Raw genomic sequence first — 24203 nt, forward strand, 5'->3', positions numbered from 1 at the left:
TGAGGGACTCCGAGAGTTTTGTCAGGATCAGTGCCGTGTCTTCGGCATCCTCCTGGCTCCAATCGCTGAGGTACTCCTGCAGCGTGGCCGTGCGGCGCTCTTCGATCTTCCGGAGCTTGTCAGCGCCGGCCGGCGACAGGGCAACCAACTGGGCGCGGCCGTCGTCGGGATCCTGCCGCCGGATGACGTAACCCAGCTCTTAAAGCGCGAGAGGACACTTGGGGCCCTTTGGAATGGGGCCTCAAGTGTCCTCTCGCGCTGTGGTGGAGCGGGGGCTGTGGTAGAGCAGGGGCTGTGGTGGAGCGGGTGCTTTGGTGCTGGGTGTTCAGTCGTCCAGGTGGGTGGGGCCGAACATTTTGAGCAGTGTTTCGACGACGACGACGTTGGGTCCGTCCGCCGCGAAGCCCGCCTTGAGCGCGTCCCCGACGTCCTCGGGGGCCACCCGTGTGGCCGGCACACCGAATGCTTCGGCGAGCTTGACGAAGTCGGGGCGCGCAAGCTCGGTGGCCGTGGCCTTCCCGAACGCGCCCACCATGTATTCACGCAGGATGCCGTAGCCGCCGTCGTCCACGATCAGCCAGGTGACCGGGATGTTGTGCTGCTTGGCGGTGGCGAGTTCGGAAATGGAGTACATGGATGAACCGTCACCGGACACGGCGAGGACCCGGCCGGGCTTGCCGACTGTTTCCAGCCCGACGGCGCCGCCGATGGCTGCCGGGAAGCCGTAGCCCAGGCCACCGGCACCCTGGGCCGAGTGGAACTGGCCCTGCCGGGCATCCCAGCAGCTCCAGCCCCAGTACGCGGAAATGGTCATGTCCCAGAAGGTCTGCATGTCCGCGGGGACGGCTTCGCGGATGTCGGCCATGAACTTCAGCTCTTTGCCCAGGTCCTGGGATTCCAGCCGTGCCTTGACCTTGGCGAGCGAGTCCTTCACCAGGTCCTCCGGGGCGGTCCCGTGCCAGCTGCGGATGGTGTCGACGGGCGCAATCAGGGCCTCGTCGAGGGCGGCGAGGGCCTGGCCGGCGTCGGCACGGATACCCAGACCGGGGCTGTTCGATTCGAGGACGCGCGGCTCAGCGTCGATCTGGATGATGCGGCCGCGGGGCGCGAACGTGAAGTAGTTGGACGTGACTTCACCGAGGGACGAGCCGATGACAATCAGGACGTCGGCATCTTCCAGGAGGTCCGTCATATGCCGGTCCTCGATCCAGGACTGCAGAGAAAGCTCATGGGTCCACGGGAACGCGCCGTTGCCGCCAGGAGTGCAGATGACCGGCGCCCGCAGCTTTTCGGCAATCGAGAGCAGCGATTTTTCGGCCCGGCCCCGCCGGGTACCTCCACCGGCGATGATGGCGGGACGTTCCGCCGTCGACAGCCATTTCACTGCTTCCCGGACCAGCTCCACGCGCGGCGGGTTGTCCGCTGCTTCGGCGAGCGCGTCCTCCACCGGGGGCACCATGATGGGATCCAGCAGCACGTTCTGCGGGATTTCCAGCCAGACCGGGCCCTGCGGCGAGGAGATGGCTTCGGTCCAGGCATCCTGGATGGCCGACGGAATGCCGGACGCGTGCTGGATCAGGCGCTGGCTCTTGGTGACGTTCGCGGCCGAGGCCTTCTGGTCATCGAGCTGGTGCAGCATGCCCTTGCGGCGGGCGCCTAGTCCTTCGAGCGGGATCTGGCTGGCCACCACCACCATGGGCACACCCGTGGCGTAGGCCTCCTGCAGGCCGGCCAGGGACGTCAGTGCACCGGGTCCGGTGGACAGGAACAGCACGCCCACTTCGCCGGTGGCGCGGGAGTACCCGTCCGCGGCGAAGGCGCTGTTGTTCTCCACGCGGGAGGACACGAAGTGCAGGTTGCCGCGGCCCATGGCGTCAAACAGGCCGAGCGCGTGCTGGCCCGGGATGCCGAAGACGGTCTTGGCGCCGAGCGCTTCAAGGGTTTCGACGACGAGGTCCCCGCCGTTGCGCTGGCTGGTCCCCTTGGTAGGTGCTGCTGTGCCCGGATCGAAATCAATCATGGTGGCTATTCCTTGGTTCCGGCGGCGAAACCGGCAGGTTGGCGGGCTTCTTGGCCGAGAGCTTGGGCGGCGTAGCCGTTGGCGGTCCCGAACCGGTCACCTTCAACAGCATTGTCCGCCATCAGGGTGATCAGTTCATAGGCCACATGGCTGGCTGCCACGCCGGTGATTTCGGCGTGGTCGTATGCAGGAGCAACCTCGACGACGTCGGCGCCCACCAGGTTCATGCCGCGGAAGCCCCGGATGATCTCCAGGAGTTCGCGGCTGGTGATCCCGCCGGCCTCGGGGGTTCCGGTGCCCGGCGCGTGTGCGGGGTCCAGGACGTCGATGTCCACGGAGATGTAGAGCGGGCGGTTGCCGATCCGGTCGCGGACCTTGGCAACGGTCTCCAGGACGCCCTGGTAGTAGACGTCCGCGGAGGTGACGATGCCGAACCCGAAGCGATGGTCGTCGTCGAGATCCTTTTTGCCGTAGAGCGGGCCGCGAGTGCCGATGTGGCTGATCGCTTCCGTGTCCAGGATGCCTTCCTCAACGGCCCGGCGGAACGGGGTGCCGTGGGTGTATTCGGCGCCGAAGTAGGTGTCCCAGGTGTCCAAGTGGGCGTCAAAGTGCAGCATGGCAATGGGTCCGCCAGCCCGCTCGGCAGCCGCGCGGAGCAGCGGCAGGGCGATGGTGTGGTCCCCGCCGAGCGTCACCAGCTTGCTGCCGGCCGCGGTGAGGTCCAGGGCATTCTGCTGGATGGTTTCGATGGCTTCGTTGATGTTGAACGGGTTGACCGCCATGTCGCCGGCGTCGGCCACCTGGATGTTTTCGAACGGGCTGACGTCCCAGGCCGGGTTGTAGGGCCGGAGCAGGCGGCTCGCTTCCCGGATGTGGTTGGACCCGAAACGGGCGCCGGGGCGGTACGAAACACCCGAGTCGAAGGGCACTCCCACCACCGTCACGTCAGCCTTGGCCACCTGGTCCAGGCGCGGCAGGCGGGCGTAGGTTGCAGCGCCGGCATAGCGCGGGATACGGGATGAATCGATGGGGCCAAGGTTGCCGTTGGCTTCGATGCGCAGCTCTTTCAAGATGAGCCTCTCCTTCGAGGATTGATCGGCGGGTGTGACAGCCATCATAGCCTGAAGTTTCCTTATGCGCATCAGTTGTTTACAAGAACGCCGTCCGGGCGGGGCCTCGCGGACCGTTCCCGCCTGGGTTAATGGTCCGGCGGTCCGTCCGGTGTTTTCCGGACGGACCACCGGTGGGCTAGAGGCCTGCGCCGGTGCGGTTCCACCCGCGTGCGGAGTCGCCGGGAGCTTCCCAGCCGTCGTCGGTCACGATCAATGTGTCCTCGAGCTTGATGAATCCGGACTCGTGGTCCTCGAACCACGACTCGATGGAGAGGACCATGCCGGACTTCAACGGATCATTCGCATGCGCCCCGAAATAGGGAACGGGTCCGGTTGAGGTCAGCCGGGGAACTTCGTGGGTGATCAGGCCCATTCCATGGGCGACGAATTTCATGTTGGCACCATCAGGCAGCTTCGAGATCGTGTCGAGCGCTGTAACGAAGATGTCGCCGCCGCGTTTGCCTGCAGCGACAGCGGTCCGTGCCTCCTGCTGCACGGTTTCGATCTGTGCCAGCAGATCGGTCTGTCGCGCGGTGGGCTCGGTGTCAATTGCCATCCTGGACAGATCGCCGATGTATCCCTCGTACATGCCCCCGGAATCGATCGACAGGCTGGTGCCTGAGCGCCACACATCGGAGGACGGGGACCGGTTCATGGATCCTCCGCCGAGAGTCACCAGGGCGTATTCGTAGAACAGGCCTCTCCTGGTCTGCTCGAGGCGGAAGATCTCGGCGATGTCGTGTTTGGTCATTCCGGGTTGGACCAGGCCGAACGAGGCCTGCATTGAATCGATGATGCCATGGGACGCGATACGGACCAGCTCAAGTTCTCTCTCGGACTTGACCCCGCGAAGGGATTCCAGAACCGGATGGACCTCCACGAATGTCGCTGCGGGAAGGAGCTCGCGCAGGGTGTCGAGGGCGTCCGCGGGGATGAATGACTTCTCAACCCCAATTGTGGCGCGGGCGAGCCCGCGCTTCTCCAGAGCCGCCGCTGCGGCCCGGGCCGTGTCGATACTGGTCCAGCTGATGTTCTGGATATCGGATACCCAGATTGCTCCGCCCGCGGTTCCCCAGTCCTCGTTGCCTGCTCCGATGTAGAAGGAGTCATCGAGTTTGCCCCGCACGATTCCGACGGCGGGAAGGTAGCGGCTGACCCCGGTGGCGTCAGCATGAGCGAAGAAGAAGAACCGGTAGCCGCCCAGCAGATGCTGCACGTTGTGTTTTGTCGTGGCGAGCAGGGCATCAATGCCCGCTCCCTCCATAAGGTCCTCGAGGTACTGCTCATCGAAAGGTACCGAAACTGCCATTGGATACTCCAGACTTCGTTTTGTTATTCGTCGCCGATGCGACCAATTATGTGAGGGAACTCGTGGACATCCCCGGGCCGGCATCCGCCGCCTGAACAGCGTCTCTGGCGCTGCCCACGGCGCCGCGGAATGCGTCGGCGAGGAGTTTGGTGGAGTTGAAGAGAATGATCCTGGCGCCGCGTTGTGCCCAGGAGGCTGCCTCTTCGGTCGAGTCCGCGATGACGCACAGGGCGCAGTCCGCTGAGCTGGTGACATTGTCGGCTATGCGCTCGATGGCGGCCGCGACGACCGGGTGGGCGGTCTGGCCCGGCAGTCCGAGGGACATGGACAGGTCGCTGGGGCCGATCCAGACGGCGTCCAGGCCCGGGACGGCGGCGATGGCGGCACTGTTGGCGGAGGCTTCTTTGTCTTCTGCCTGGGCGACGACGAAGGTCGTTGCCGCCGCCGCGTCGAGGTGGGTCTTCAGCGGCACCGTTCCGTGGTGGCCGGCGATGGTACTGACAGCCAGGCCCCGTGTGCCCATGGGCGGATAGTGTGCGGCGGCGACCGCGGCAGCGGCTTCCCCGGCGGTGGATACGTGGGGAACGACGACGCCGGTGGCGCCGGCATCGAGGGCGCGCAGGATCAGGAGCGGATCATTGTGGCCGAGGCGGACAAGCGTTGACACGCCGGCCAGCCTGGCCGACCGCAGATGGTTTTCCAGCGCCGAATCATCGGCCATGCCGTGTTCGGTGTCGATCATGACCAGGTCGAAACCGGTATAACCGGCCATTTCAACCATGGGCTGATTCGGCATTTTTACAATGAGCCCGTAGAGGCAGTCTCCGGCGGAAATTCTGTCCCGGAGGGAATGGTCTGCTGTCATAATCCTTCGATTCTTCAACGCGCGGGGGCGCCGTCGTGATGCACATACGTTTGGATGGAGATGATTTCCCGAAGGGCGTTACCCGCTCCGGATGCTGCCGGTGTCGGTCCGTTCGGGCTGTGCGCCTGCGGCCACGCAGTGCCGGGCCGCTCACATCGAGGACCCGGCACTGCGCGTACTCCGTTTCCGGGTTACTGGAAGGAGGTGAACTTTTGGGCGTTGTCCTTGGTGACAACCTCGGTTCCGGTGTCGATCCGGGCTTCGACCTTGTCCCCGCGCGCGGCAGCAGCGGCCGTCGTCACAGCCGTGGTGCCCATCTTCTTGGGGAACTGGGCAATGCTGGCCGTCTGCGTGCCCGCCAGAATGGCCTTTGCTTCATCGGGAAGGGCGTCGAAACCGACCAGAAGCAGGTTCTCCTTGAACGGGTCGGACTTTTTGCGGGCTTCGATGGCGCCCAGGACGGGCGGGCCGCAGGCGCTGTAGATGGCGTCCACCTCAGGGTTGGCGGATCCGAAGGCCTGCATTACGTCAACGCCCTTGGTCTGGTCACAGTTGGTGGAGAGGGTGTTGACGACCTTGATGTCGGTCGTTTTGAGGACGTCGAGGACTCCGTTGACGCGGGCGTCCAGTGCGGGTACTCCGGGGACGCCGGACATAACGGCGATCGTGCCCTTGCCCTTGAGCTGTTCGTTGATGTAATTGCCGGCTTTGGTGCCGCCGGCCAGGTTGTCGGTTCCGATGTAGCTGGAGGCGCCCTTCCAGCCCGGGAGGTCGTTGTCGATCAGGACGATCTTCACGCCCTGCGAGACGGCACGGTCCAGGGCCGGCTGGACCTGGGGCCCGATGGGTGCGATAGCGATGGCGTTGGCGCCGCGGGTGACCATGCCTTCAATGGCGGTGATCTGTGGCTGCGCGTCCTTGCCGTCGCCGGGGGCCTCCACGCCCAGGAAGTCGATGCCATCCTTGGGCATGGCGTTGATGCCATCGCTCATGGCGTTGAAGTACGCGTTGGCGGTCTTGAGGATGACGCCGACTTTGGGTTTGCTCTCTCCGCCGGGGCCTGCGGGACTTCCGCCGCAGGCGGTCATTGAGAGGGCGAGGGATCCGGCCAGCGCACTGGCGGCAAGCCATTTAAGTTGTTTCATGTGATTCTCCTGCTGACTAGTTGGTTGAGTCTGATTTTTCGCGGGCAGCTGTTGCATCAGCGCCCCCGACGATGAGGGAGACGAGCCGTTCATGGGTGGCGGCGCTGGGTATTTCTTCGCCGACGACCCGGCCCCGGCGCAGGACGATGGCGCGGTCGGCGACTTCGATGACGTCGTCGAGCTGGTGGGAGATGAGGATGACGGAGATACCGCGCGCGGGAAGGGTCTTGATCAGATCGAGCACCTTTCGGGTTTCGCGGAGGCCCAGTGCGGCGGTGGGTTCGTCGAGCAGGACGACCTGTTTGGCGAAGGCCACGGCCCGCGCCACGGCGATTGCCTGGCGTTGTCCGCCGGACATGAGCCCGACCGGCATGGTCATGCTGGGGATCCTGACTTTCAGTTCCTCGAGCAGCTTGGTGGTTTCGGCCTGCATGCCGCGGTTCTTCAGGAACCCCCAGCCGCGGGAGAACCGGCCGGGGCCGACGAGTTCCCGGCCGGCGTAGAAGTTCGCCGATGCGGGAAGGTTGTCGAAGAGGGCCAGGTCCTGGTAGACGGTTTCGATCCCGGCTGCCCGGGCGTCGGCGCTGCTGCGGAAGGACGCAGGCTCACCGTTGATGAGGATTTCACCGCCGTCGATCTGGTGCGTGCCGCTGATGCTTTTGACCAGCGTGGACTTGCCGGCTCCGTTGTCGCCGAGCAGGGCCAGGATCTCGCCGCGGCCCAGCGTGAGCGAGGCCCCGTCAAGGGCAACGACGTTGCCGAAGCGCTTGACGGCGTTGCGGACTTCGAGGACGGGGGCTTCGGTGGTGTTCATGCGCTGACTCCTTTGTCGGCCAGGATTGATTTCTCGGCCAGAATGGCCCGGAAGCGTCCTTCGGCGCGGGTGCGGTAGACATCGAGCAGGACAGCCAGGACGATGGTGACGCCGATGATGACGATCTGCAGGAAGGGATCGACGCCGAGGAGGTTCAGCCCGTTGCGGATGACCGCCAGAGTGAGCGCCCCGATGAGGGCGTTGCTGATTCCGCCGCGGCCGCCGGTGAAGCTGGCGCCGCCGATGATGACGGCTGCGATGGCGTCAAGTTCGGCCAGGGACCCGGCCGTCGGGTAGCCGGAGTTGGTGCGTCCGGAGACGATGATCGCTGCCAGCGCCGCGGACACTCCGGCAAAGACATAGACCGAGATGAGCACTTTGCGGACGGGGATTCCGACTCGGCGGGCCGCTTCCTCATTGCTGCCGATCGCGTAGATCCACCGGCCCCAGGTCATTTTGCGGGTCAGAACATATACGGCGGCTGCCAATGCGGCGACGAACAGCAGGGATACCGGGATGGGGCCGATGAAAGCACTTCCGAGCCAGTTCACCTCGTCCGGTACGCCGATGATCGGCTGTCCGCGGGAGATGGACAGGGCCAGTCCGCTGGCGACGCTTAGCATGGCCAGGGTCACGATGAACGGGCTGGGTATCTTGCCCAGCACGAACACCGCACCGTTAATCCATCCGGCCGCGGCGCCGACGAGGATCATCACGCCCATCACCAGCAGGCCGTTGCCGAGGCCGGTGACGAAGGCAGTGGCCCCGACGACGCTGCTCAGGGAGAGTATTGAGCCGACCGAGAGGTCGATGCCGCCGGTCAGGATCACCAGCAGCATGCCCAGGGCGAGAATGGCAATGGAGGCGGACTGCATCGAGAGATTCTGCAGGTTCCGGGCCGAGGCGAAGACGGGGTTGGCTATGGTCATTCCGATGGCCAGGACCACCAGGATCAGGACCGGGCCCAGTTTCATCAGCCACAAGGCTGCTGAAATGGCCGAACCGCCCCCACTGGGCCGTGTAGCCCTTGGCGGGGATATCGCTGTGGTATTGCTCATGACGCTCCTACAGATTCCGGTGGCCGGGTTGTCGTTCCCCACGAGGGGAATGTTGATTTGCGTGGCATAAATCACAGCCTACGCCCCAATGGTTCACCGGTCTACCATTTGCTCGAAATTGGTTAGCCATTGCAGAAATTAATGGTCGACCGGTTGCCCATTGCCTCGGATCGGCCTAGCATGAAAGCGTGTACGGGCAGCCGCCCGGCATGTTCACTCGACGAAGAGGCAGACCCATGTCCCACGAATCGCTTGTTTCACGTCTCGGACGCCGCGTCCGTTTCGGCATCATCGGAGGCGGCCTGGACTCCGTCATCGGTGAAACCCACCTCCTGGCCCTGCGCGTGGACGGCCTGGCCGACATCGTCGCCGGTGCGATGAGCATCGATCCCCAAGTTGCCGATGCGTCTGCCGCAGCGCTGCTGATCGACCCGACGCGGCGGTATCCCACCTGGCAGGACATGCTGGCCTCGGAGCCGGCCCGCGAGGACGGCATCGAAGCGGTCGTGGTCATCACCCCACCCCAGTTCCATGCCGAAATTTCCGCCGCTTTCCTGGAAGCCGGGATCCACGTTCTTTGCGAAAAGCCCCTGACCTCGACCCTGGAACAGGCCGAAAACCTCGCCCGCGTTGCGGAGGAATCCGAAGCGATGTTCACGGTCACGCACTGCTACACCGGCTACCCGATGGTCCGGGAGGCCCGCGAACTCATCCGTTCCGGCGCCCTCGGACGCATCACGCTCATTGAAGGCCAATTCGCCGCCGGCGACCCCGGGGTCCTGCGCGAGCCGGAGGATCCGACCAAACGCCACTGGCATTTCAAGCCATCATCCATGGGGAAGGCCGTTGTGCTCGGGGAGGTGGGCTCGCACGCCCACAACATTGTCGAGTACGTCACCGGCCAACGGGTCACCGAAGTATCGGCCCAGCTCACGACCGTCGCGGAGCGCCGCGAAATCTATGACAACGCCTATCTGACCCTGCGGTTCAGCGGCGGCGCCGTCGGCCGGCTGTGGGCAAGCTTCGTGGCCGCCGGCAATGACCACGGTCTGGCCTTCAGCATTTACGGGGACGAGGGTGCACTGAAGTGGGAGCAGGAATCGCCGGAATACCTGTGGCTGTACCGCCCGGGTCAGGCGGCGACGCGTATCGCACGCGCCCTGGACAGCACCAGCGAGCAGTCCCGGGGGGCCACCCGCATCCGCCCCGGCCACCCGGAGGGCTACCTGATGGCCTTCGCGAACATTTACCGCGACTTCTTCAGCGCCGTCCTGCTGAAACTGCTCGGCGAAGACCCGGGCGCCGCCCTCCAGGCGCTGCCTACTGCCCAGGACGGGCTCAGCACGATGCGCCTCATCGACGCTGCGGTCCGGTCCCACGACCAGCAGGTCCCCGTGACCTTCAATACCCAGCCGCTCACCGCCTCATTGGAGAACTGAACATGACTAAGACGACTGTGCGGGTCGGGCAACTCGGTGCCGGCTTCATCGGACAAATGCACTCCCTCGCTTTCAGCAACGCCGGATACTCGCGGCTGCAGCCCGAGGTGCGCGCCGATCTCGTGGCCATCGCCGACGTGAACCAGGCCGCAGCAGCCGACATCGCCGAACGCTACGGATGGGCCGCCACCCACAACGACTGGAACGACCTCCTCGGCGAGGACCTCGGCCTCTTCGTCAACGCCGGACCCAACGACCTGCACTCGGCGCCCACCATCGCCGCGGCACAGGCCGGAATCCCCGTTTTCTGCGAGAAACCCCTCGCGTCCTCCGGCGACGTTGCCTACAAGCTGTGGAAAGCCGTCGCCGCAGCCGGCGTCGAACACCGGTGCGCATTCATGCACCGGTTCATCCCCGCCGTCCAGTTCGCCCGCGAACTCATCGCCTCAGGCGAGCTGGGCGAAATCCGGCACTTCCGCTCCCGCTTCCTGATGAACATGCTCGCCCCCGACGGCTCCGTCAGCTGGCGCTTTGACCGCGGCCGCTCAGGAGCCGGCGCCATCGGCGACCTGGGCTCCCACCACATCGACCTCGCCCGGTTCCTGGTCGGAGAGGTCCAGGAAATCGCCGCACTCACAGGCACCTGGACCGTTGACCCGGCACAGCTGATCACCGACGTGAACGATGACTCGTTCATCGCCATCGGCCGGCTCGAAAACGGGGCAACAGCATCATTCGAGGCATCACGCGTCGTCGCATCCCACGCACTGACCGGTGAATTCGAGATCGACGGCACCAAAGGCTCGATCGCCTGGAACATGGAACGGCTCAACGAACTCACGATCCGCCGCCCCGGCCAGGGACCCATGACACAGATGGTGAGCCGCCCCGGACACCCGCTGGAAGGATTCTGGCTTCCCGGCGGCGTCCAGGGCTCCCACCCGCTCGGATGGAACGAATGCTTCGCCCACCAAGCCCACGACATGCTCGGACTGGCCAGCGGCCAACTCACCGATTCCGTCGCAGCAACCTTTGAAGACGGCTACCGGGTCGCCGAAATCGTCGACACCATCGAACGCGCCGCAAAAGAACGGCGCACACTCCCCGTCGCATTCAGCGCATAAGAAAAGCGGTGGAGGACCTTCAGGTCCTCCACCGCTTTTTCTGTCATTTCTACACTGGGAAACTGGCCTTCAGACGCTTGGTCGCCCGTTCCATATGGGCCGTCATGGCCGCGGCAGCCGCTTCCGGGTCCGAAGCCTCAATGGCCCTCAGAATGGGTTCATGCACGGCATACGAGGTCCGGGTTTCCCCCGCCGTCCTCAATACTCGCGAAGCCCAGGCCTGCAGGAGCGACCGGATATTCTCCAGGACCCCGCAGAGAACGATGTTGTGACTGGCACGGGCGATCTCCAGATGAAACGCGATGTCTGCCTGGACATAGGTGTCGATGTCATCCTCGGCAAGGCGCATCGTTTCAGCCAGGGCCTGGATGGTTGCCAGCTGCTCGGGAGTCCTGCGCGTGGCGGCGAGCCCCGCCAGCTGGACCTCTAGGATGAACCGCGCTTCCAGCAGATCATCAAAACGCTTCTCGCCGAGAAGAAGACCCCACTCGATGACCTGTGGCAGCAGATCCGAACTGGACTTGCTCAGGTACGTGCCGTCCCCGACCCTCTGCTCGAGCAGGCCGAGCAGGCTCAACGACTTGATCGCCTCCCGGATCATCCCCCGCCCGACCTTAAGTTCCTCGGCCAGCGTCCTCTCCGACGGAATTCGCGAACCGGGGGCAACATCCCCGGAAAGCAACGCATCCAGGAGGCGCTTGACTATTTCCTGGCTCGCCGGCTGACGGACCGGGGTATCCCTGCCCGCACCTTTCTCCGCAAGTGAAAAACTCATGAATACTCCTCAGCCGACGGTCCCCAGTCTAATGGCAGACCGGTGAACCAATCCTATGTCGGATTAGCCATATTCCCAACACTTCCGGCCGTGCAATTTGGGTGAAGCCAGCATATACGGGCCCAATCTTTTCCTCGGCCTGGCCCGGATGTTTGCAGCGTTTTGACAATGCTCGACGCGCGGCACACAACTTTGGAACCGCGACGGCTTGCTGGTCACCAACCGCCCGCCTCCTGAACCGCGGACACTCACGTCACGTGCCGTCGCAAAAGAACTGGCCCCAGAGGAACGCGATTCATGCCGCATGTCACCCAGCGGCAGCGGCTTTACCGGCTGGCGGCGGGGACCAGGACCCAGAGAACTTCGACGGCCTCGTCGGTGGGATTGACCCACGTATGCGGTTCGCGGCCCGGGAATGTCACGGTGTCGCCGGTGCTGAGCTCGTATTCCTCATTGGTCAGGATCAGCCGGATGCGCCCCTTGATCACATGGAGCACATCCACGTCGCAGTCCACGGCGTAAAGCTCAGCCTCGCCGCGGCCATGCGGCTCGATGACGGCCTGGATGATCTGGATGCGCCGTTCGGAACGGGCAGTCAGCAGCCGCTCCACGATGCCTTCGCCGCCCAGGGAGATCCGTGGGCCTTCGTCCCGCTTGGTCAGGTGGGTTTCCGGGGCCACAAACAAGTCGCCGATCGAGATGGACAGGACCTGGCACAGCGTCACCAGGGACGCGACCGACGGCGACGTAAGGTCACGTTCCACGCGGCTGAGGAAGCCCTTGGTCAGGCCGGTGGCGTCGGCAACCTGCTCGATGGTCAGCCGCTGCGACTGCCGGGCGGCACGGATTCGGGAACCGATGGCAACGGGAACGTTGCTCGGCTCAACTGGCAGTGCCTTCATGTGCAGACCTTTCGTGGCCGGCGGTGCGGCCCCATCTCTGGAGCAATCCTAATGGCCAGCCGACCCGTGTGAGGTGGCGGGCGCCGCGGCGAACAACAGATACTACGGCCGATCTTGACTGTTGCGTCGGTCACAGCATACGATTCTGGGCAACAAGTGTTGCCTGTGAGGCAATATTTGAGGAACTCTTCCTCCCAATTCCACAAGAGCAGCGGAATACCGGCTTCCCCAGCAGCGCCGCCGGGATTCCAGACACACTGCAGATCAGCTCCAAGGAGCCCCAAATGGACGCCAACTTCGTCAACATCGCCATCGTGGTGGTGTACCTCATCGCCATGCTGGCCTTCGGCTGGTGGGGCAAGTCCCGCACCAAGAACAACAGCGACTTCCTGGTTGCCGGCCGCCGCCTCGGCCCGCTGCTCTACACCGGCACCATGGCCGCCGTCGTCCTGGGCGGTGCCTCCACCGTCGGCGGCGTCGGCCTGGGCTACAAGTTCGGCATCTCCGGCATGTGGCTGGTGGTTGCCATCGGCGCGGGTGTGCTCCTCCTGAGCCTGCTTTTCGCCGGCACTATCCAGCGGCTGAAGATCTACACGGTCTCCCAGATGCTCAGCCTGCGCTACGGCCAGCGCGCCACCCAGACCTCCGGCATCGTGATGCTGGCCTACACCCTGATGCTCTGCGCCACCTCCACCGGCGCCTACGCCACCATCTTCGTCGTCCTGTTCGACTGGGAGCGGTGGCTCGCCATCGCAGTCGGCGGCGCCATTGTCCTGGTCTACTCCACCATCGGCGGCATGTGGTCCATCACCCTGGCCGACCAGGTGCAGTTCATCATCAAGACCGTAGGCATCTTCGCCCTGATGCTGCCGTTCACGCTCAAAGCCGCCGGCGGCTTCGAGGGCATCCGCAGCCGCGTTGACGCCAGCTTCTTCCAGCTTGATGGCATCGGGATGCAGACCATCATCACGTACTTCGTGGTCTACACCCTGGGCCTCCTGATCGGCCAGGACATCTGGCAGCGCGTCTTTACCGCCAAGACCCCCACCGTGGCCCGCTGGGGCGGCGCAACGGCCGGCGTCTACTGCATCCTGTACGGCGTCGCCGGTGCCCTGATCGGCCTGGCCGCCCGCGTGGCCCTGCCCGACATCGACGTCGCCAACCTCGGCAAGGACGTTGTCTACGCCGAAGTCGCCACCCAGATCCTGCCGATCGGCATCGGCGGCTTGGTCATGGCCGCCGCAGTCGCCGCCATGATGTCCACCGCCTCCGGCGCCCTCATCGCCGCCGCCACGGTGGCCCGCGCCGACGTGGTGCCGTTCGTCGCGAGCTGGTTCGGCAAGACGATCAACACCGACGACACCGAAAACCCCGAGCACGACGTCAAGGCCAACCGTTACTGGGTCCTTGGCCTGGGCATCGTGGCCGTGCTGATCTCCATGGCGGCACAGGACGTCGTCGTGGCACTGACCATCGCCTACGACATCCTAGTGGGCGGCCTGCTGGTGGCCATCCTCGGCGGCCTGGTCTGGAAGCGCGGCACCGGCATCGCAGCCGCCTGGTCCATGGCCGTTGGCTCGGTCCTGACCCTGGCCCTGCTGATCATGTACGCCGTCGGAGTCATCCCCAGCGTTGACGGCGTCTACGCCAACGAACCCATCTACTGGGGCCTCGGCGCCTCGCTGGTTTCGTACATCGTGATCTCGCTGCTCACGCCTCCCACGGACCCCGAGGTCCGCGAGGCCTGGGAGAAGCGGGTCGCAGGAGCGGTCACCGAAGAGCTGCCCATGGAGGCCCACCCGGTCGCCAGCCACCCGAGCCACTAATCTCGACAGGCTCGATCACCGGAGATAACAGGCTCAGTCACCGGCGGCCACTGAGCCCGCAGCTTCACTGAGTTAAGTACGACGGCGGCATTCCCCTTCGCTTCCCCGCGAACCGGAGTGCCGCCGTCGTTCGTTCTATTCGGTTCCGCGGAACTCGTCCTCGTCGAGTGGAACCACGCGCTCCTCGGCGTCGACTGCCACCGGGGGCGTGGGAACCACCACCTTGTCGGCGTCCAGGAATTCGTCCTCGGCGTCCCAGTCGTCCACGCTGATGGGGACGTCCTCGGCGTAGTCGTAAGCGGGATCCGATTCAACAGATTCCAGGTGCGGCATGTCCGGGTGCTGTCCGGTGGTGCTCATGATTCGACCTCCGTTTGTTCGCCTGACGTGCTTTGTTGATGGGCGCCGCCGGTGGGCGCGGGCGGACGCCACTCCTTCATCACAGCACCGGCGGTGGGCCCGGTCAAGAGCCGGCGCAACCCGTCCGGGCACACGCGGCAGACCGCCGAATTTTGAGGGAAACCTAAACTCCGCAGTGAGGGCAGCCAGCCGAAAATCCGCGGAATTCCGCGGTAGGCTGGGCGGTGCAATGGGGCCGAACCATGCCCATCCAGCACAGGAGCCTTGCGTGTCTCAGCACCCCAATCCCAGCCAAGCCCGGCCCGCGGAACCCAATCCATCCGCGCCGCAGCCCACACAGGCCGACATCCGCCGGTGGCGCCAGTACTTGGCGGACGAACGGGCAGAGGCCGCCGTCTACCGCGATCTCGCCCAGAACCGCGACGGCGAAGAGCGCGCCATCCTGCTGGCCCTCGCCGAAGCCGAAGGACGGCACGAGGCCCACTGGCTCACGCTTCTAGGCGACCACGCCCAAAAATCCCGGCCGGCGTCCCTCCGCAGCCAGTTCCTGGGCTTCCTGGCCCGCCACTTCGGCTCCGTTTTCGTTCTGGCCCTCGCCCAGCGCGCTGAAGGCCGCTCCCCCTACGCCTTGGATCCCAACGCCACGGATGCCATGGCAGCGGATGAACAGATCCATGAGGAAGTGGTCCGAGGCCTGGCAACCCGTGGCCGCAACCGGCTCGCCGGGACGTTCCGTGCCGCCGTTTTTGGCGCCAATGATGGCTTGGTCAGTAACCTCTCACTCGTTGTGGGCATGGCCGCTTCGGGAGTGGCGAGCGGGGTGGTGCTGCTCAGCGGTGTGGCAGGGCTCCTCGCCGGTGCCATGTCCATGGCCGCGGGCGAGTTTGTCTCCGTGCGGTCCCAGCGCGAGCTCCTGGCGGCCACGCGTCCCACCCAGATCACCCTCGCGGCGGCCCCGAAACTGGACATCGAACACAACGAACTTATGCTCGTCTACCTGGCGCGCGGGATGTCCCACGAAGCGGCCGCACACCGCGTGGCCGAACGCATGGGGCTGCTGAGCTGCGACTGCGATCCCAGCCTGTCGCTCCAGCCCGAGGTGCCGGAGGCGGAGGACCAGCACGAGGCCGTGGGCACCGCGTGGGGGGCGGCGCTGTCCAGCTTCTGCTTTTTCGCGTCCGGCGCCGTGGTCCCTATCCTGCCGTTCCTGTTCGGCCTGACCGGGGTGGCCGCCCTGGTGGTGGCAGCGGTGCTGGTGGGGCTGGCGCTGTTGGCGACCGGCGGAATCGTGGGCCTGCTGTCCGGGACGTCGCCGCTGACGCGCGGGCTGCGCCAGCTGGGCATCGGCCTGGGCGCCGCCGCCGTAACCTATGTGCTGGGCCTGGCCTTCGGCACCGTGGTGGGTTAGCAACGGCCGGACGCCGGAATAGTCAGCCGCCCAGCACCGCGAGCGCCTCGTCCACACTGTCCACCAGGAAGATCCGGTCCTCCATGGCCCGTCCGGCAGCCAGCCGCCGGAGCATGGGCCACGCGGGATACTCGTGCTCCCAGTGCTGCCGTCCCACCAGCACCATCGGCGTCACGGCTTCGCGGGCGCTGTAGTAGTTCTCGCAGGCGTCCTGGAAAATTTCCTGCACGGTACCGGCCGCTCCCGGCAGGAAGATGATGCCGCCGTCGCACAGTTCCAGCAGGATCGCCTCCCGGATGGCGTTGGCGAAGTACTTGGCGATGTGGGTGGCAAAGTAGTTCGGCGGCTCATGCCCGTAGAACCACGTGGGGATGCCCAGCGACGGCGCTCCGCCCGGATGGCGTTCGACGACGGCGGCCGCCTCGCGTGCCCACGCGGACACCGAGGGGCGGAAGCCGGGGACGGCTCCAAGGCCGGCGAGCGCCGCCGTGAACTCGGCGTGCGGAACGCGGCTCAGATACGCGCCGAGGTTTGCCGCTTCCATGGCACCCGGGCCGCCGCCGGTTGCCACGATCCGCCCGCTCTGCGCCAGGAGCCTGCCCAGCTCGGCTGCCTGAGCGAAGTCCGGGGTTCCCCGCAGGGCGGCATGCCCGCCCATCACGCCCACGGCGGTGCGGCCGGCGTAGGGGTCCGAGAGTGTGAACTCGTCCAGGGCGTCGCCGATGGCGTGGTCATGCAGCGCCGAGGCCAGTGTGGCGTCCAGCCGGTTGCGTTGCCCCGGGCGGATGCTCCACTGGTACACCAGGGCGTCAGGCAGCTCCTCATAGGGTGAGTTTTCCAGGCCGGCGTACAGTTCCTGCGGTGTATAGAGCCGGGCCCGGTAGGGATCGAACGGCACACCCTGCAGCCTGGGGAAGATTAGTGCGCCGCGGCGACGAAGCCCGTCTTCAACGCCCTGGTCGAAGGTGCAGCCCAGGAAAATGGCACCCTCCACGTCCAGGGTTTCCAGCGCCGCGTTCCGGCCGCGCAGGTCCAGGGACTGGGCGTGCCAGCCGTGCATGGCCACCGCGCCGGCGGCGACCAGCCGGTCGAAGGCGTCCAGGCTCTCAACCTCTAGGGTCCGCGGGCTGGGGACCAGGCCGCCGGAGGGGTTCATAGTGCCAGCCTAGACTTCGGCCGAGGCTCCGGCACGGCACTGCACGGCACTGCACGGCACGGCACGGCACGGCACGGCACGGCACGAGGGCACCCCCGCCGGAAAACCGGAGGGGTGCCCGTGCCTGGGTCTGGTTCCCGGTCAGGAAACCTGGAGGCCGCCGTTGATGTCGTAGGTGGCGGCGGTGATGTAGCCCGAGTCCTGGCCCAACAGGAAGGCGATCAAGGCTGCCACTTCCTCGCGGGTGCCCACGCGGCCCATCATGATGCCCTCGGACAGCTGCGCTTTGCGCTCATCGGTGAGGGTTCCACCCATGATGTCGGTGTCGATCGGGCCGGGGGCAATCGCATTGACCGTGATGCCGAACTCGCCGACTTCGCGGGCCAGGGCGCGGGTAAACCCGAGGATCCCGGCTTTGGTAGCGCTGTAGGCCACCTTCGAGAACGTTCCGCCGCCGCGCTGGGCGGAGATGGACGAGATGCTCACGATCCGCCCGAGCTTGCGCTCGATCATGCCCTTGAGGACCCGCTGGGAAACGATGAACGTACCGCGCATGTTGATGGCGAAGACGTTGTCCCACTCCGCCACGGTGGTTTCCATGAACGTCGTCGGGGAGCTGATCCCGGCGAGGTTGGCGAGCGCAACAATCGGGGGAAGAGCGTCTTCGATCTCGGTGATGGCCCGGTCAACGGACGCCTCGTCGGACACGTCGGCTCCAATGCCAATGGCCTTGACCGCACGGTTGGAGCCGATCTCCGCGGCGGCGGCCTTGGCGTCCTCCGCATTGATGTCGAGGATGGCGATTGACCATCCCTCGCTGGCCATCCGGTCAGCGGCGGCGCGGCCAATGCCGCGGGCCGACGCGGCGCCGGTCAGGACAACTGTGCGTTCGGAGGGGAAGTTGCTGGTGGTCATGAGGTTTTCCTTCAGTGATTTCGAGATCAGGAGATTTTGGCGGCGTGCGTGGAATCAGGGGTCACAGCGGCAGTCGCGGCAACTGCGGGATCCAGCGCGGCATCGCCTTCGGGGCGCTTGCGTGCGTAAAGGTAGGTGGCAACCGCCGTGACGCAGAGGCAGAAGGACAGGAACAGCAGGCCGCTCTGGTTGTTGCCCGTGGCGTCGTTCAGCAGGCCGACAGCGTAGGGGGCCACAAAACCGCCGAGGTTACCCAGTGAGTTGATCAGGGCGAGGCCGGAAGCAGCAGCTGCCCCGGTGAGCGCCGCGGACGGCATGGACAGGAACGGCGCGATGGCCCCGTAGATACCCATGGCCGCGGCGGTCAGGGCAATGAGGGCCAGTATGGGGTTGACCGGGAGCATGTAGCCTGCAGCAAGGAGGCCCATGCCGGCAAGGACCATGCTGACCGCACTGTGCCAGGCCCGCTTTCCGGTCTTGTCCGCACGCTTGCTCCAGAAGTACACAAAGACTGCGGCCACGGAGTAGGGAATGAGAACGATGAACCCGACCTGGGCGGTGGAGAACTTGCCCAAGGCGGCGACGATGGTGGGCATCCAGAGACCCAGTCCGTAGATGCCGCAGACCAGGCCGAAGTACAGGGCCGAGTAGGTCAGGGTGCGCTTGTCCTTGAGGCCGGATAGGAAGTTGTGGCTGCCGGAACTGGACTTGACGGCCAACTCTTTGTCCATGGTGGTGGCAAGCCATTCGCGCTCGTCCGGGTTGAGCCACTTGGCATCCCGCGGGCGGTCGGTCATGAGGATGGGGGTGAGCAGGCCAAGGATGATGGCCGGGATACCTTCGATGATGTACAGCCACTGCCAGCCCTGCAGGCCCATGACGCCGTCCATCTGGAGCAGCAGTCCGGAGACCGGGGCGCCGAGGGCGTTGGAGATGGGCTGGGCGAGGATGAAGATGCCCAGTACCGTGACGCGCTGAGCGGCGGGGAACCACAGCGTCAGGTAGAAGAGGATGGCCGGGAAGAATCCAGCCTCTGCCGCCCCCAACAGGAAACGGATGATGTAGTAGGTGGTTTCACCGTTCACCAGGCACATGGCCGTGGCGAAGATGCCCCACGTAATCAGGATCCGAGCCAGCCACTTGCGTGCGCCGAACCGGTACATGCCTGCGTTGCTGGGCACCTCGAGGAGCGCATAGCCGAGGAAGAAGATGCCGGCGCCGAGCCCGTAAGCTGCGGCATTCAGGCCTATGTCCTCGCTCATGGTGAGCTTGGCGAAGCCCACGTTGTTGCGGTCAAGGTAGGCAACGAAATAGAGCAGGACGATCAGTGGCATAACCCGGCGGCGGACCTTGCGGAGCGTACGCTCGCCAAGCTCGCCGAGCCCTGCGGATTTTAAGGAGAGTGAAGTCATCTTCGACCTTCTGTCTAACGGAGTCCGGCACCTGCGGTGGTGGCGGGAATCCGTGCGGATATCTTGGGAGGCCCAATCCAAATGGAACCGGGATCAATGCGATTTGAGTCAGATGTCAGACATCTGACCGAACAACTGAGAAAAAGCATAGATTAGTGATGCGGATTACGTCAAGACCGGCTTGGTGCGGGCTGCAACGTCAGGATGCTGCGTGGTGCACGTAGCGTTCGTAGTCCCGGTATGTCTGGTCCATATGCTCGTCCATGGTGCGGCGGGCCAGCTCGGCCTCGCCGCTGAGGATGCTTTCCATGACCTTTTGGTGGTACTCAATGGCGTGCAGTTGGATCTCTTCGACGGCGGACGTTTCACGCCGTTTTACGTATAGGAGCTGACCCAGCTGCGCGAACAGCGCCCGGACAAATGGATTGCCGGAAGCCTTCAACACGGCGTCGTGGAAGGCGATGTCTGCCGCCACGAAGGCATCGAGGTCGCCGGAATCATGGAAGCGCTTCATGTCCGCAATGCACTCGCGCATCTGCTGCGCATGCTCGGGTGTATGGCGTTTGGCCGCGAGCGCAGCGGCGCCGGTTTCCACCATGCGCCGCATCTCGATCAACCCCACTGCGACCTGCTCCGCCCCATTGTCGTGCGAAGCGGCCTTGAAGATCGCATCCAGACCGGTCCAGTTGTCGGTCGGGTTGACGAAGGTCCCGCGGCCGGCTTTAACGTAGAGGATGTTCTGTGCCCGCAGGGCCTTGAGTGCCTCGCGCACCGTGAGGCGGCTGACGTCGTAGGCTTTGGCGATGTCGGCTTCGGGCGGTAAGGCTACGTGGGGCTGCAGTTTGCCGTCCAGGATATCTTCGAGCAGGCCGTCGACAAGGTCGTCAACAAGTGTCCTGCGGCCCATCGCGCTTCCCACCTTTAGTCTTACCCCGTACTCCGGGTGCCATCCACATTACAGAAGCCGCCGTACGGACCGGGACCCCCGCCATCCTCACCGCCCGTTGAAGCGGCGTCTCAGGAAAGAAGCGGCGTCTCAGGAAATGCCTGTGTTGCCGGCCTCGCGCCGACCGGAGGCCGCAACGTAGGCCTCAAGATTGGCCAAGGTCTTTTCGATGCTGGCGGGGTGGCGGCGCAAGTAACCTGCCAGCCGAAGGAAAAACTTCCCACGGACCGCCCTAGCGTCCCATTGTTCGGTCACGCGCGTGCCGGCAGTACCGTCGGCGCCGGTGGCCGGTTCCAGGATGTAGCGCCAGATGTGGCCATAGAAATGGCGCCAGGCAATGCGCCGGCCTTCCTCGAATTCGGAGACCGTGTTCAGGATCTTGTAGTCCACGGCCATGTTCATTTCCATGCCAAAGCGGGCTCCGAGGCTCAGCCGTTCCGGGCCGCGCGGCTGGGCGCCCTTCACGGTGCCGGAACCGTCGATCGCACTGTGCAGCGCCGGAGTGGCCAGGACTTCAAAGATCACTTCGGGCGGGGCAGCGATGAAGCGTTCGCGGGACACGAGGTATCGGTTGTTCATCCCCCCAGCCTAGGACCACGGGCACGAATGGCGGTGCGCCCGCCAGTGGCAGCCTTGACCGCTAAAGTTCGGCTGATATTATCAACAAAGGCAGTATGTCCTATCAAGCGAACATAGTAGGACATGGATTCCCTCCCGGGCCTCGGGCGGGTACCAGCTTCCGGCACGAAACGAGGAATATCTAGTGGCGAATCAACTTGGTCTCATCATCGACCGCTCCTCGCCGGTGCCCCTGTACCACCAGGTGGTACAGGGTATCGAGGCTGCCATTCACAGCGGAATCCTGGAACCCGGCAGCCGGCTGGAAAACGAAATCGATCTCGCGGCCCAGCTGAACCTGTCCCGGCCCACCATGCGCAAAGCCATGGATGAACTGGTCCGCTCGGGGCTGCTGGTCCGCAAGCGCGGCGTGGGCACCCAGGTGGTCTCCAGCCAGGTCCGCCGCCCCCTGGAGCTCTCCAGCCTGTTCGATGACCTCTCCAATAACGGCAAGAAGCCCACCACCCAGGTGTTGACCTTCTCCCACGTGGAGGCCGACGCAGCGACGCTCGCCACCCTCGAATTGCCTGCCGGCTCCAAGGTCTACCACTTCACCCGCCTGCGGAAAGTGGGTGGCAAGCCCCTTGCCCTGATGGAGAACTGGGTCCGGGACGACATCGCGAGCATGGACGAAGCCATGCTCGCCGCTGAGGGCCTCTACGCCATTCTCCGCCGCGGCGGCGTCAACTTCCGCCTGGCCTCGCAAAGAATCGGCGCGATGATCGCCAACGACTACCAGGCGCGCCTGCTGGAGGCCGAGGTCAGTTCCGCCCTGGTCACCATGGAGCGCACCGCAACAGACGACGCCGGCCGACGGGTGGAAACCGGACACCACGTGTACCGGGCGGATTCGTACAGCTTTGAAATGACACTCGTACAGCGATAGCACAAGGAATACATCAATGACTAACTGGGTCTACCCACAGGGAACCGCCAACGACGGCGACTGGGATATCTCGCTCGGAACCTCCGATTCAACCCTGGCCGTGGACGGCTGGGCCCATACGGGCCTGAAGGTGGCTACCTTAACTGCAGGTACCGCCGTCGTCCTCCCGGCAGCGGAAGAGGAGCGGATAGTGGTCCCGCTCAACGGCTCCTTCACCGTATCCGTGGACGGTGAAGACTATGTCCTGAAGGGGCGGGCGTCCGTGTTCCACGGCCCCAGCGATGTCCTGTATTCGGGCACCGGCAAGTCCGTCACCATCAGCTCTGCGGACGGCGGCAGGTTTGCCGTTGCCACAGCTCCGGCCAAGGCCTCCTATCCCACGCGCCTGGTCACGGCGGCGGAGACACCTGTGGAACTGCGCGGGGCCGGCAATTGCTCCCGCCAGGTCCATAACTTCGGCACGCCGGCGGCCCTTGAGGCTGACCGTTTCATCGTGTGTGAAGTCCTCACGCCCGCCGGAAACTGGTCCTCCTACCCGCCGCACAAGCACGATGAGGAAAAGGACGGCGAAACGAACCTCGAGGAGATCTATTACTTCGAGACGCAGGTGGCTGCGGGATCCGGGGCACCCGCCGACGCCGACGCCATCGGCTACCAGCGCGTCTACGCCTCGGATGAGCGTCCCATCGACGTTGCCGCAGAGGTCCGCACGGGCGACGTTGTGCTGGTCCCCTACGGGTGGCATGGCCCAGCCATGGCGGCCCCGGGCTACGACCTGTACTACCTGAACGTGATGGCCGGACCCGGCCCGGTCCGTGAATGGCTCATCAGCGACGACCCGCACCACGGCTGGGTCCGCCAAAGCTGGGACGGCCAGGACATTGATCCCCGGCTGCCGTTCGGCGCTTAGAGAGCAAGCGCTAGAGATCAAGAAAATGCCCCTCCGGAACGGATTCCGGAGGGGCATTTTTCATGGCAGCGGTATGCTCACCTGGCTAGGCTGATGGCCACCCTGACGGGGACGCCTGTGGCCAGTGATTCCTGGGCGGCGTCCGCCACGCGGGAGGCGGCCACGGCGTCCTCCGGGGTGCACGGATTCTCCCGGCGGCCCAGGATCAGCTCCACAAACGCGGCCATTTCGGATCGGTACGCCTGGTCGAAGCGTTCGGCGAAGGTCCTGTGGGGTTCTCCGGCGGGGAAATCAATCACGGCTTCGGCCGACGCCATGGCCGTGTGCTCATCGAGCCCAACCATCAGCGAACGGCTGGAGCCTTGGATTTCCAGGCGGACGTCGTGGCCGGCGCCGTTGTAGCGGGTGGCTGAGACGGTACCGACCGTGCCGTCGTCGAACGTGATCAGTGCCAGCGCCGTGTCCACGTCTCCCACTGCGCCGATGGCCGGGTCTCCGTTGTTGGAGCCCTTGGCGTAGACCTCCACGATCTCGCGGCCGGTCAGCCAGCGGAGGATGTCGAAGTCGTGGACGGAGCAGTCGCGGAACAGGCCGCCGGAACTGGCGAGGAACTCCACGGGCGGCGGCGCCATGTCGCAGGTGACGGCGCGCAGGGAGTGGATCCAGCCCAGCTCGCCCGCTTGGTAGGCACGCTTGGCCTCAAGGTAGCCGTGGTCAAAGCGGCGCTGGTGGCCGATCTGCACCACGCCGTTGTTGTCGCGGATATAGTCCAGCACCGGCAGGGCGTCCGCCACGTTCATGGCCACCGGTTTTTCGCAGAAGACCGGGATTCCGGCGTCCACGCCCGCCTTGATCAGTTCGGGGTGGGTTGCGGTCCCCGTGGCGATGACGAGTCCGTCCACGCCGGCGGCGATGAGGTCCTCCACCGAGGGCAGGAAGCCGGCACCGAGGCCGGCCGCAATGCCCTTGGCGTGGTCCTCGGCGACGTCGGTGAGCAGAAGCCTGACGTTGATGCCCTCCGGGTTGAGAACTCCGTTGAGCGCGGCGATGTTGTTCGCGTGCATCACGCCGATGCGCCCCACTCCGACCAGACCGAGAATGACGTCCTTCATAGTTCCCTCGCATGCAGTAGCGGCCCCGGAATCCGGGCAGACAAACAATGTTGGAACGTTCCATCATTGTCTTGCTAGAGTAGGTGAATCC

The 24203-nt window shown here is 65.1% G+C and carries 22 protein-coding genes; 6 read left to right on the plus strand and 16 right to left on the minus strand.

The features are described 5' to 3' along the window. Positions 1-325 precede the first annotated feature (325 nt). The 7 genes from NG697_RS01515 to NG697_RS01545 all read right to left on the minus strand — a co-directional run bounded on the left by NG697_RS01515 (position 326) and on the right by NG697_RS01545 (position 8323). A complete protein-coding gene (locus NG697_RS01515) occupies positions 326-2020 on the minus strand; it encodes a thiamine pyrophosphate-binding protein (RefSeq protein ID WP_252599391.1) in 1695 nt (564 codons plus the stop codon). Positions 2021-2025: 5 nt separating this feature from the next. After that, positions 2026-3090 (minus strand): agmatinase, encoded by a 1065-nt coding sequence (gene speB / locus NG697_RS01520; protein WP_056347317.1) that lies wholly within the window; start codon positions 3088-3090, stop codon positions 2026-2028. A gap of 178 nt (positions 3091-3268) precedes the next feature. Then, positions 3269-4441, minus strand: coding sequence for a M24 family metallopeptidase (locus tag NG697_RS01525; protein ID WP_252599392.1), 1173 nt, complete (start codon positions 4439-4441; stop codon positions 3269-3271). A gap of 46 nt (positions 4442-4487) precedes the next feature. After that, positions 4488-5306, minus strand: coding sequence for an HpcH/HpaI aldolase family protein (locus NG697_RS01530; protein ID WP_256470834.1), 819 nt, complete (start codon positions 5304-5306; stop codon positions 4488-4490). A 191-nt stretch (positions 5307-5497) separates the two neighbouring features. After that, positions 5498-6451: a sugar ABC transporter substrate-binding protein gene (locus NG697_RS01535; RefSeq protein WP_252599394.1), complete on the minus strand. Its 954-nt coding sequence runs from the start codon at positions 6449-6451 to the stop codon at positions 5498-5500. 16 nt (positions 6452-6467) lie between these two features. After that, the gene (locus NG697_RS01540) at positions 6468-7265 is read right to left on the minus strand and encodes an ATP-binding cassette domain-containing protein (protein WP_252599395.1); all 798 of its coding nucleotides are present in this window, start codon (positions 7263-7265) and stop codon (positions 6468-6470) included. Further along, positions 7262-8323, minus strand: a complete 1062-nt coding sequence (locus NG697_RS01545; RefSeq protein WP_252608888.1) for an ABC transporter permease — start codon at positions 8321-8323, stop codon at positions 7262-7264. Before NG697_RS01545 ends, NG697_RS01540 begins: the two co-directional genes overlap by 4 nt. 236 nt (positions 8324-8559) lie before the next feature. Between NG697_RS01545 and NG697_RS01550 the strand changes: the two genes are divergently transcribed. Next, positions 8560-9762, plus strand: coding sequence for a Gfo/Idh/MocA family protein (locus NG697_RS01550; protein WP_252599397.1), 1203 nt, complete (start codon positions 8560-8562; stop codon positions 9760-9762). A 2-nt stretch (positions 9763-9764) separates the two neighbouring features. Beyond that, positions 9765-10886: a Gfo/Idh/MocA family protein gene (locus NG697_RS01555; protein ID WP_252599398.1), complete on the plus strand. Its 1122-nt coding sequence runs from the start codon at positions 9765-9767 to the stop codon at positions 10884-10886. Positions 10887-10935: 49 nt separating this feature from the next. On the opposite strand, the gene NG697_RS01560 is transcribed toward NG697_RS01555, so the two are convergent. Continuing rightward, positions 10936-11661, minus strand: a complete 726-nt coding sequence (locus NG697_RS01560; RefSeq protein ID WP_252599399.1) for a FadR/GntR family transcriptional regulator — start codon at positions 11659-11661, stop codon at positions 10936-10938. 326 nt (positions 11662-11987) lie between these two features. Beyond that, the gene (locus NG697_RS01565) at positions 11988-12563 is read right to left on the minus strand and encodes a helix-turn-helix domain-containing protein (protein ID WP_058929916.1); all 576 of its coding nucleotides are present in this window, start codon (positions 12561-12563) and stop codon (positions 11988-11990) included. A gap of 284 nt (positions 12564-12847) precedes the next feature. Here NG697_RS01565 and NG697_RS01570 point away from each other — a divergent pair, with 284 nt between their 5' ends. After that, a complete protein-coding gene (locus tag NG697_RS01570; protein WP_252608890.1) occupies positions 12848-14389 on the plus strand; it encodes a sodium:solute symporter family protein in 1542 nt (513 codons plus the stop codon). A gap of 135 nt (positions 14390-14524) precedes the next feature. Here NG697_RS01570 and NG697_RS01575 read toward each other — a convergent pair whose 3' ends face one another. Further along, the gene (locus NG697_RS01575; RefSeq protein WP_252599401.1) at positions 14525-14749 is read right to left on the minus strand and encodes a hypothetical protein; all 225 of its coding nucleotides are present in this window, start codon (positions 14747-14749) and stop codon (positions 14525-14527) included. A 268-nt stretch (positions 14750-15017) separates the two neighbouring features. On the opposite strand from NG697_RS01575, the gene NG697_RS01580 reads away from it, so the two are divergent. Further along, positions 15018-16157: a VIT1/CCC1 transporter family protein gene (locus NG697_RS01580; protein WP_252608893.1), complete on the plus strand. Its 1140-nt coding sequence runs from the start codon at positions 15018-15020 to the stop codon at positions 16155-16157. A 22-nt stretch (positions 16158-16179) separates the two neighbouring features. Here NG697_RS01580 and NG697_RS01585 read toward each other — a convergent pair whose 3' ends face one another. The 5 genes from NG697_RS01585 to NG697_RS01605 all read right to left on the minus strand — a co-directional run bounded on the left by NG697_RS01585 (position 16180) and on the right by NG697_RS01605 (position 21165). After that, complete coding sequence (locus tag NG697_RS01585) at positions 16180-17313, minus strand: LOG family protein (protein ID WP_252613405.1); 1134 nt, start codon at positions 17311-17313, stop codon at positions 16180-16182. Between the two features lie 141 nt (positions 17314-17454). Next, positions 17455-18228, minus strand: coding sequence for an SDR family NAD(P)-dependent oxidoreductase (locus NG697_RS01590; protein WP_252599403.1), 774 nt, complete (start codon positions 18226-18228; stop codon positions 17455-17457). A 26-nt stretch (positions 18229-18254) separates the two neighbouring features. Next, complete coding sequence (locus tag NG697_RS01595; protein ID WP_252599404.1) at positions 18255-19640, minus strand: MFS transporter; 1386 nt, start codon at positions 19638-19640, stop codon at positions 18255-18257. 199 nt (positions 19641-19839) lie between these two features. After that, complete coding sequence (locus tag NG697_RS01600; RefSeq protein ID WP_104062788.1) at positions 19840-20547, minus strand: FadR/GntR family transcriptional regulator; 708 nt, start codon at positions 20545-20547, stop codon at positions 19840-19842. Between the two features lie 129 nt (positions 20548-20676). Next, on the minus strand, positions 20677-21165 hold the full coding sequence (locus NG697_RS01605; RefSeq protein ID WP_252574941.1) for an SRPBCC family protein: 489 nt from the start codon (positions 21163-21165) through the stop codon (positions 20677-20679). 184 nt (positions 21166-21349) lie between these two features. On the opposite strand from NG697_RS01605, the gene NG697_RS01610 reads away from it, so the two are divergent. Both NG697_RS01610 and iolB read left to right on the plus strand, forming a co-directional pair. Then, positions 21350-22090: a GntR family transcriptional regulator gene (locus NG697_RS01610; protein WP_252563916.1), complete on the plus strand. Its 741-nt coding sequence runs from the start codon at positions 21350-21352 to the stop codon at positions 22088-22090. A gap of 16 nt (positions 22091-22106) precedes the next feature. Beyond that, positions 22107-23000, plus strand: coding sequence for a 5-deoxy-glucuronate isomerase (gene iolB / locus NG697_RS01615; protein WP_252599405.1), 894 nt, complete (start codon positions 22107-22109; stop codon positions 22998-23000). Between the two features lie 77 nt (positions 23001-23077). On the opposite strand, the gene NG697_RS01620 is transcribed toward iolB, so the two are convergent. Further along, the gene (locus NG697_RS01620; RefSeq protein WP_252563921.1) at positions 23078-24112 is read right to left on the minus strand and encodes a Gfo/Idh/MocA family protein; all 1035 of its coding nucleotides are present in this window, start codon (positions 24110-24112) and stop codon (positions 23078-23080) included. Positions 24113-24203 lie beyond the last annotated feature (91 nt).

This window comes from Pseudarthrobacter raffinosi (genome assembly GCF_023913835.1).
GTDB lineage: Bacteria > Actinomycetota > Actinomycetes > Actinomycetales > Micrococcaceae > Arthrobacter > Arthrobacter raffinosi.

Coding starts and splice junctions, on each gene's coding strand:
- NG697_RS01535 (WP_252599394.1), bottom strand. CDS start 6,451: ATGAAACAACTTAAATGGCTTGCCGCCAGTGCGCTGGCCGGATCCCTC.
- NG697_RS01570 (WP_252608890.1), top strand. CDS start 12,848: ATGGACGCCAACTTCGTCAACATCGCCATCGTGGTGGTGTACCTCATC.
- NG697_RS01620 (WP_252563921.1), bottom strand. CDS start 24,112: ATGAAGGACGTCATTCTCGGTCTGGTCGGAGTGGGGCGCATCGGCGTG.
- NG697_RS01515 (WP_252599391.1), bottom strand. CDS start 2,020: ATGATTGATTTCGATCCGGGCACAGCAGCACCTACCAAGGGGACCAGC.
- NG697_RS01600 (WP_104062788.1), bottom strand. CDS start 20,547: ATGGGCCGCAGGACACTTGTTGACGACCTTGTCGACGGCCTGCTCGAA.
- NG697_RS01585 (WP_252613405.1), bottom strand. CDS start 17,313: ATGAACCCCTCCGGCGGCCTGGTCCCCAGCCCGCGGACCCTAGAGGTT.
- NG697_RS01575 (WP_252599401.1), bottom strand. CDS start 14,749: ATGAGCACCACCGGACAGCACCCGGACATGCCGCACCTGGAATCTGTT.
- NG697_RS01540 (WP_252599395.1), bottom strand. CDS start 7,265: ATGAACACCACCGAAGCCCCCGTCCTCGAAGTCCGCAACGCCGTCAAG.
- NG697_RS01605 (WP_252574941.1), bottom strand. CDS start 21,165: ATGAACAACCGATACCTCGTGTCCCGCGAACGCTTCATCGCTGCCCCG.
- NG697_RS01550 (WP_252599397.1), top strand. CDS start 8,560: ATGTCCCACGAATCGCTTGTTTCACGTCTCGGACGCCGCGTCCGTTTC.
- NG697_RS01530 (WP_256470834.1), bottom strand. CDS start 5,306: ATGACAGCAGACCATTCCCTCCGGGACAGAATTTCCGCCGGAGACTGC.
- NG697_RS01545 (WP_252608888.1), bottom strand. CDS start 8,323: ATGAGCAATACCACAGCGATATCCCCGCCAAGGGCTACACGGCCCAGT.
- NG697_RS01555 (WP_252599398.1), top strand. CDS start 9,765: ATGACTAAGACGACTGTGCGGGTCGGGCAACTCGGTGCCGGCTTCATC.
- NG697_RS01590 (WP_252599403.1), bottom strand. CDS start 18,228: ATGACCACCAGCAACTTCCCCTCCGAACGCACAGTTGTCCTGACCGGC.
- NG697_RS01525 (WP_252599392.1), bottom strand. CDS start 4,441: ATGGCAGTTTCGGTACCTTTCGATGAGCAGTACCTCGAGGACCTTATG.
- iolB (WP_252599405.1), top strand. CDS start 22,107: ATGACTAACTGGGTCTACCCACAGGGAACCGCCAACGACGGCGACTGG.
- NG697_RS01565 (WP_058929916.1), bottom strand. CDS start 12,563: ATGAAGGCACTGCCAGTTGAGCCGAGCAACGTTCCCGTTGCCATCGGT.
- NG697_RS01595 (WP_252599404.1), bottom strand. CDS start 19,640: ATGACTTCACTCTCCTTAAAATCCGCAGGGCTCGGCGAGCTTGGCGAG.
- NG697_RS01560 (WP_252599399.1), bottom strand. CDS start 11,661: ATGAGTTTTTCACTTGCGGAGAAAGGTGCGGGCAGGGATACCCCGGTC.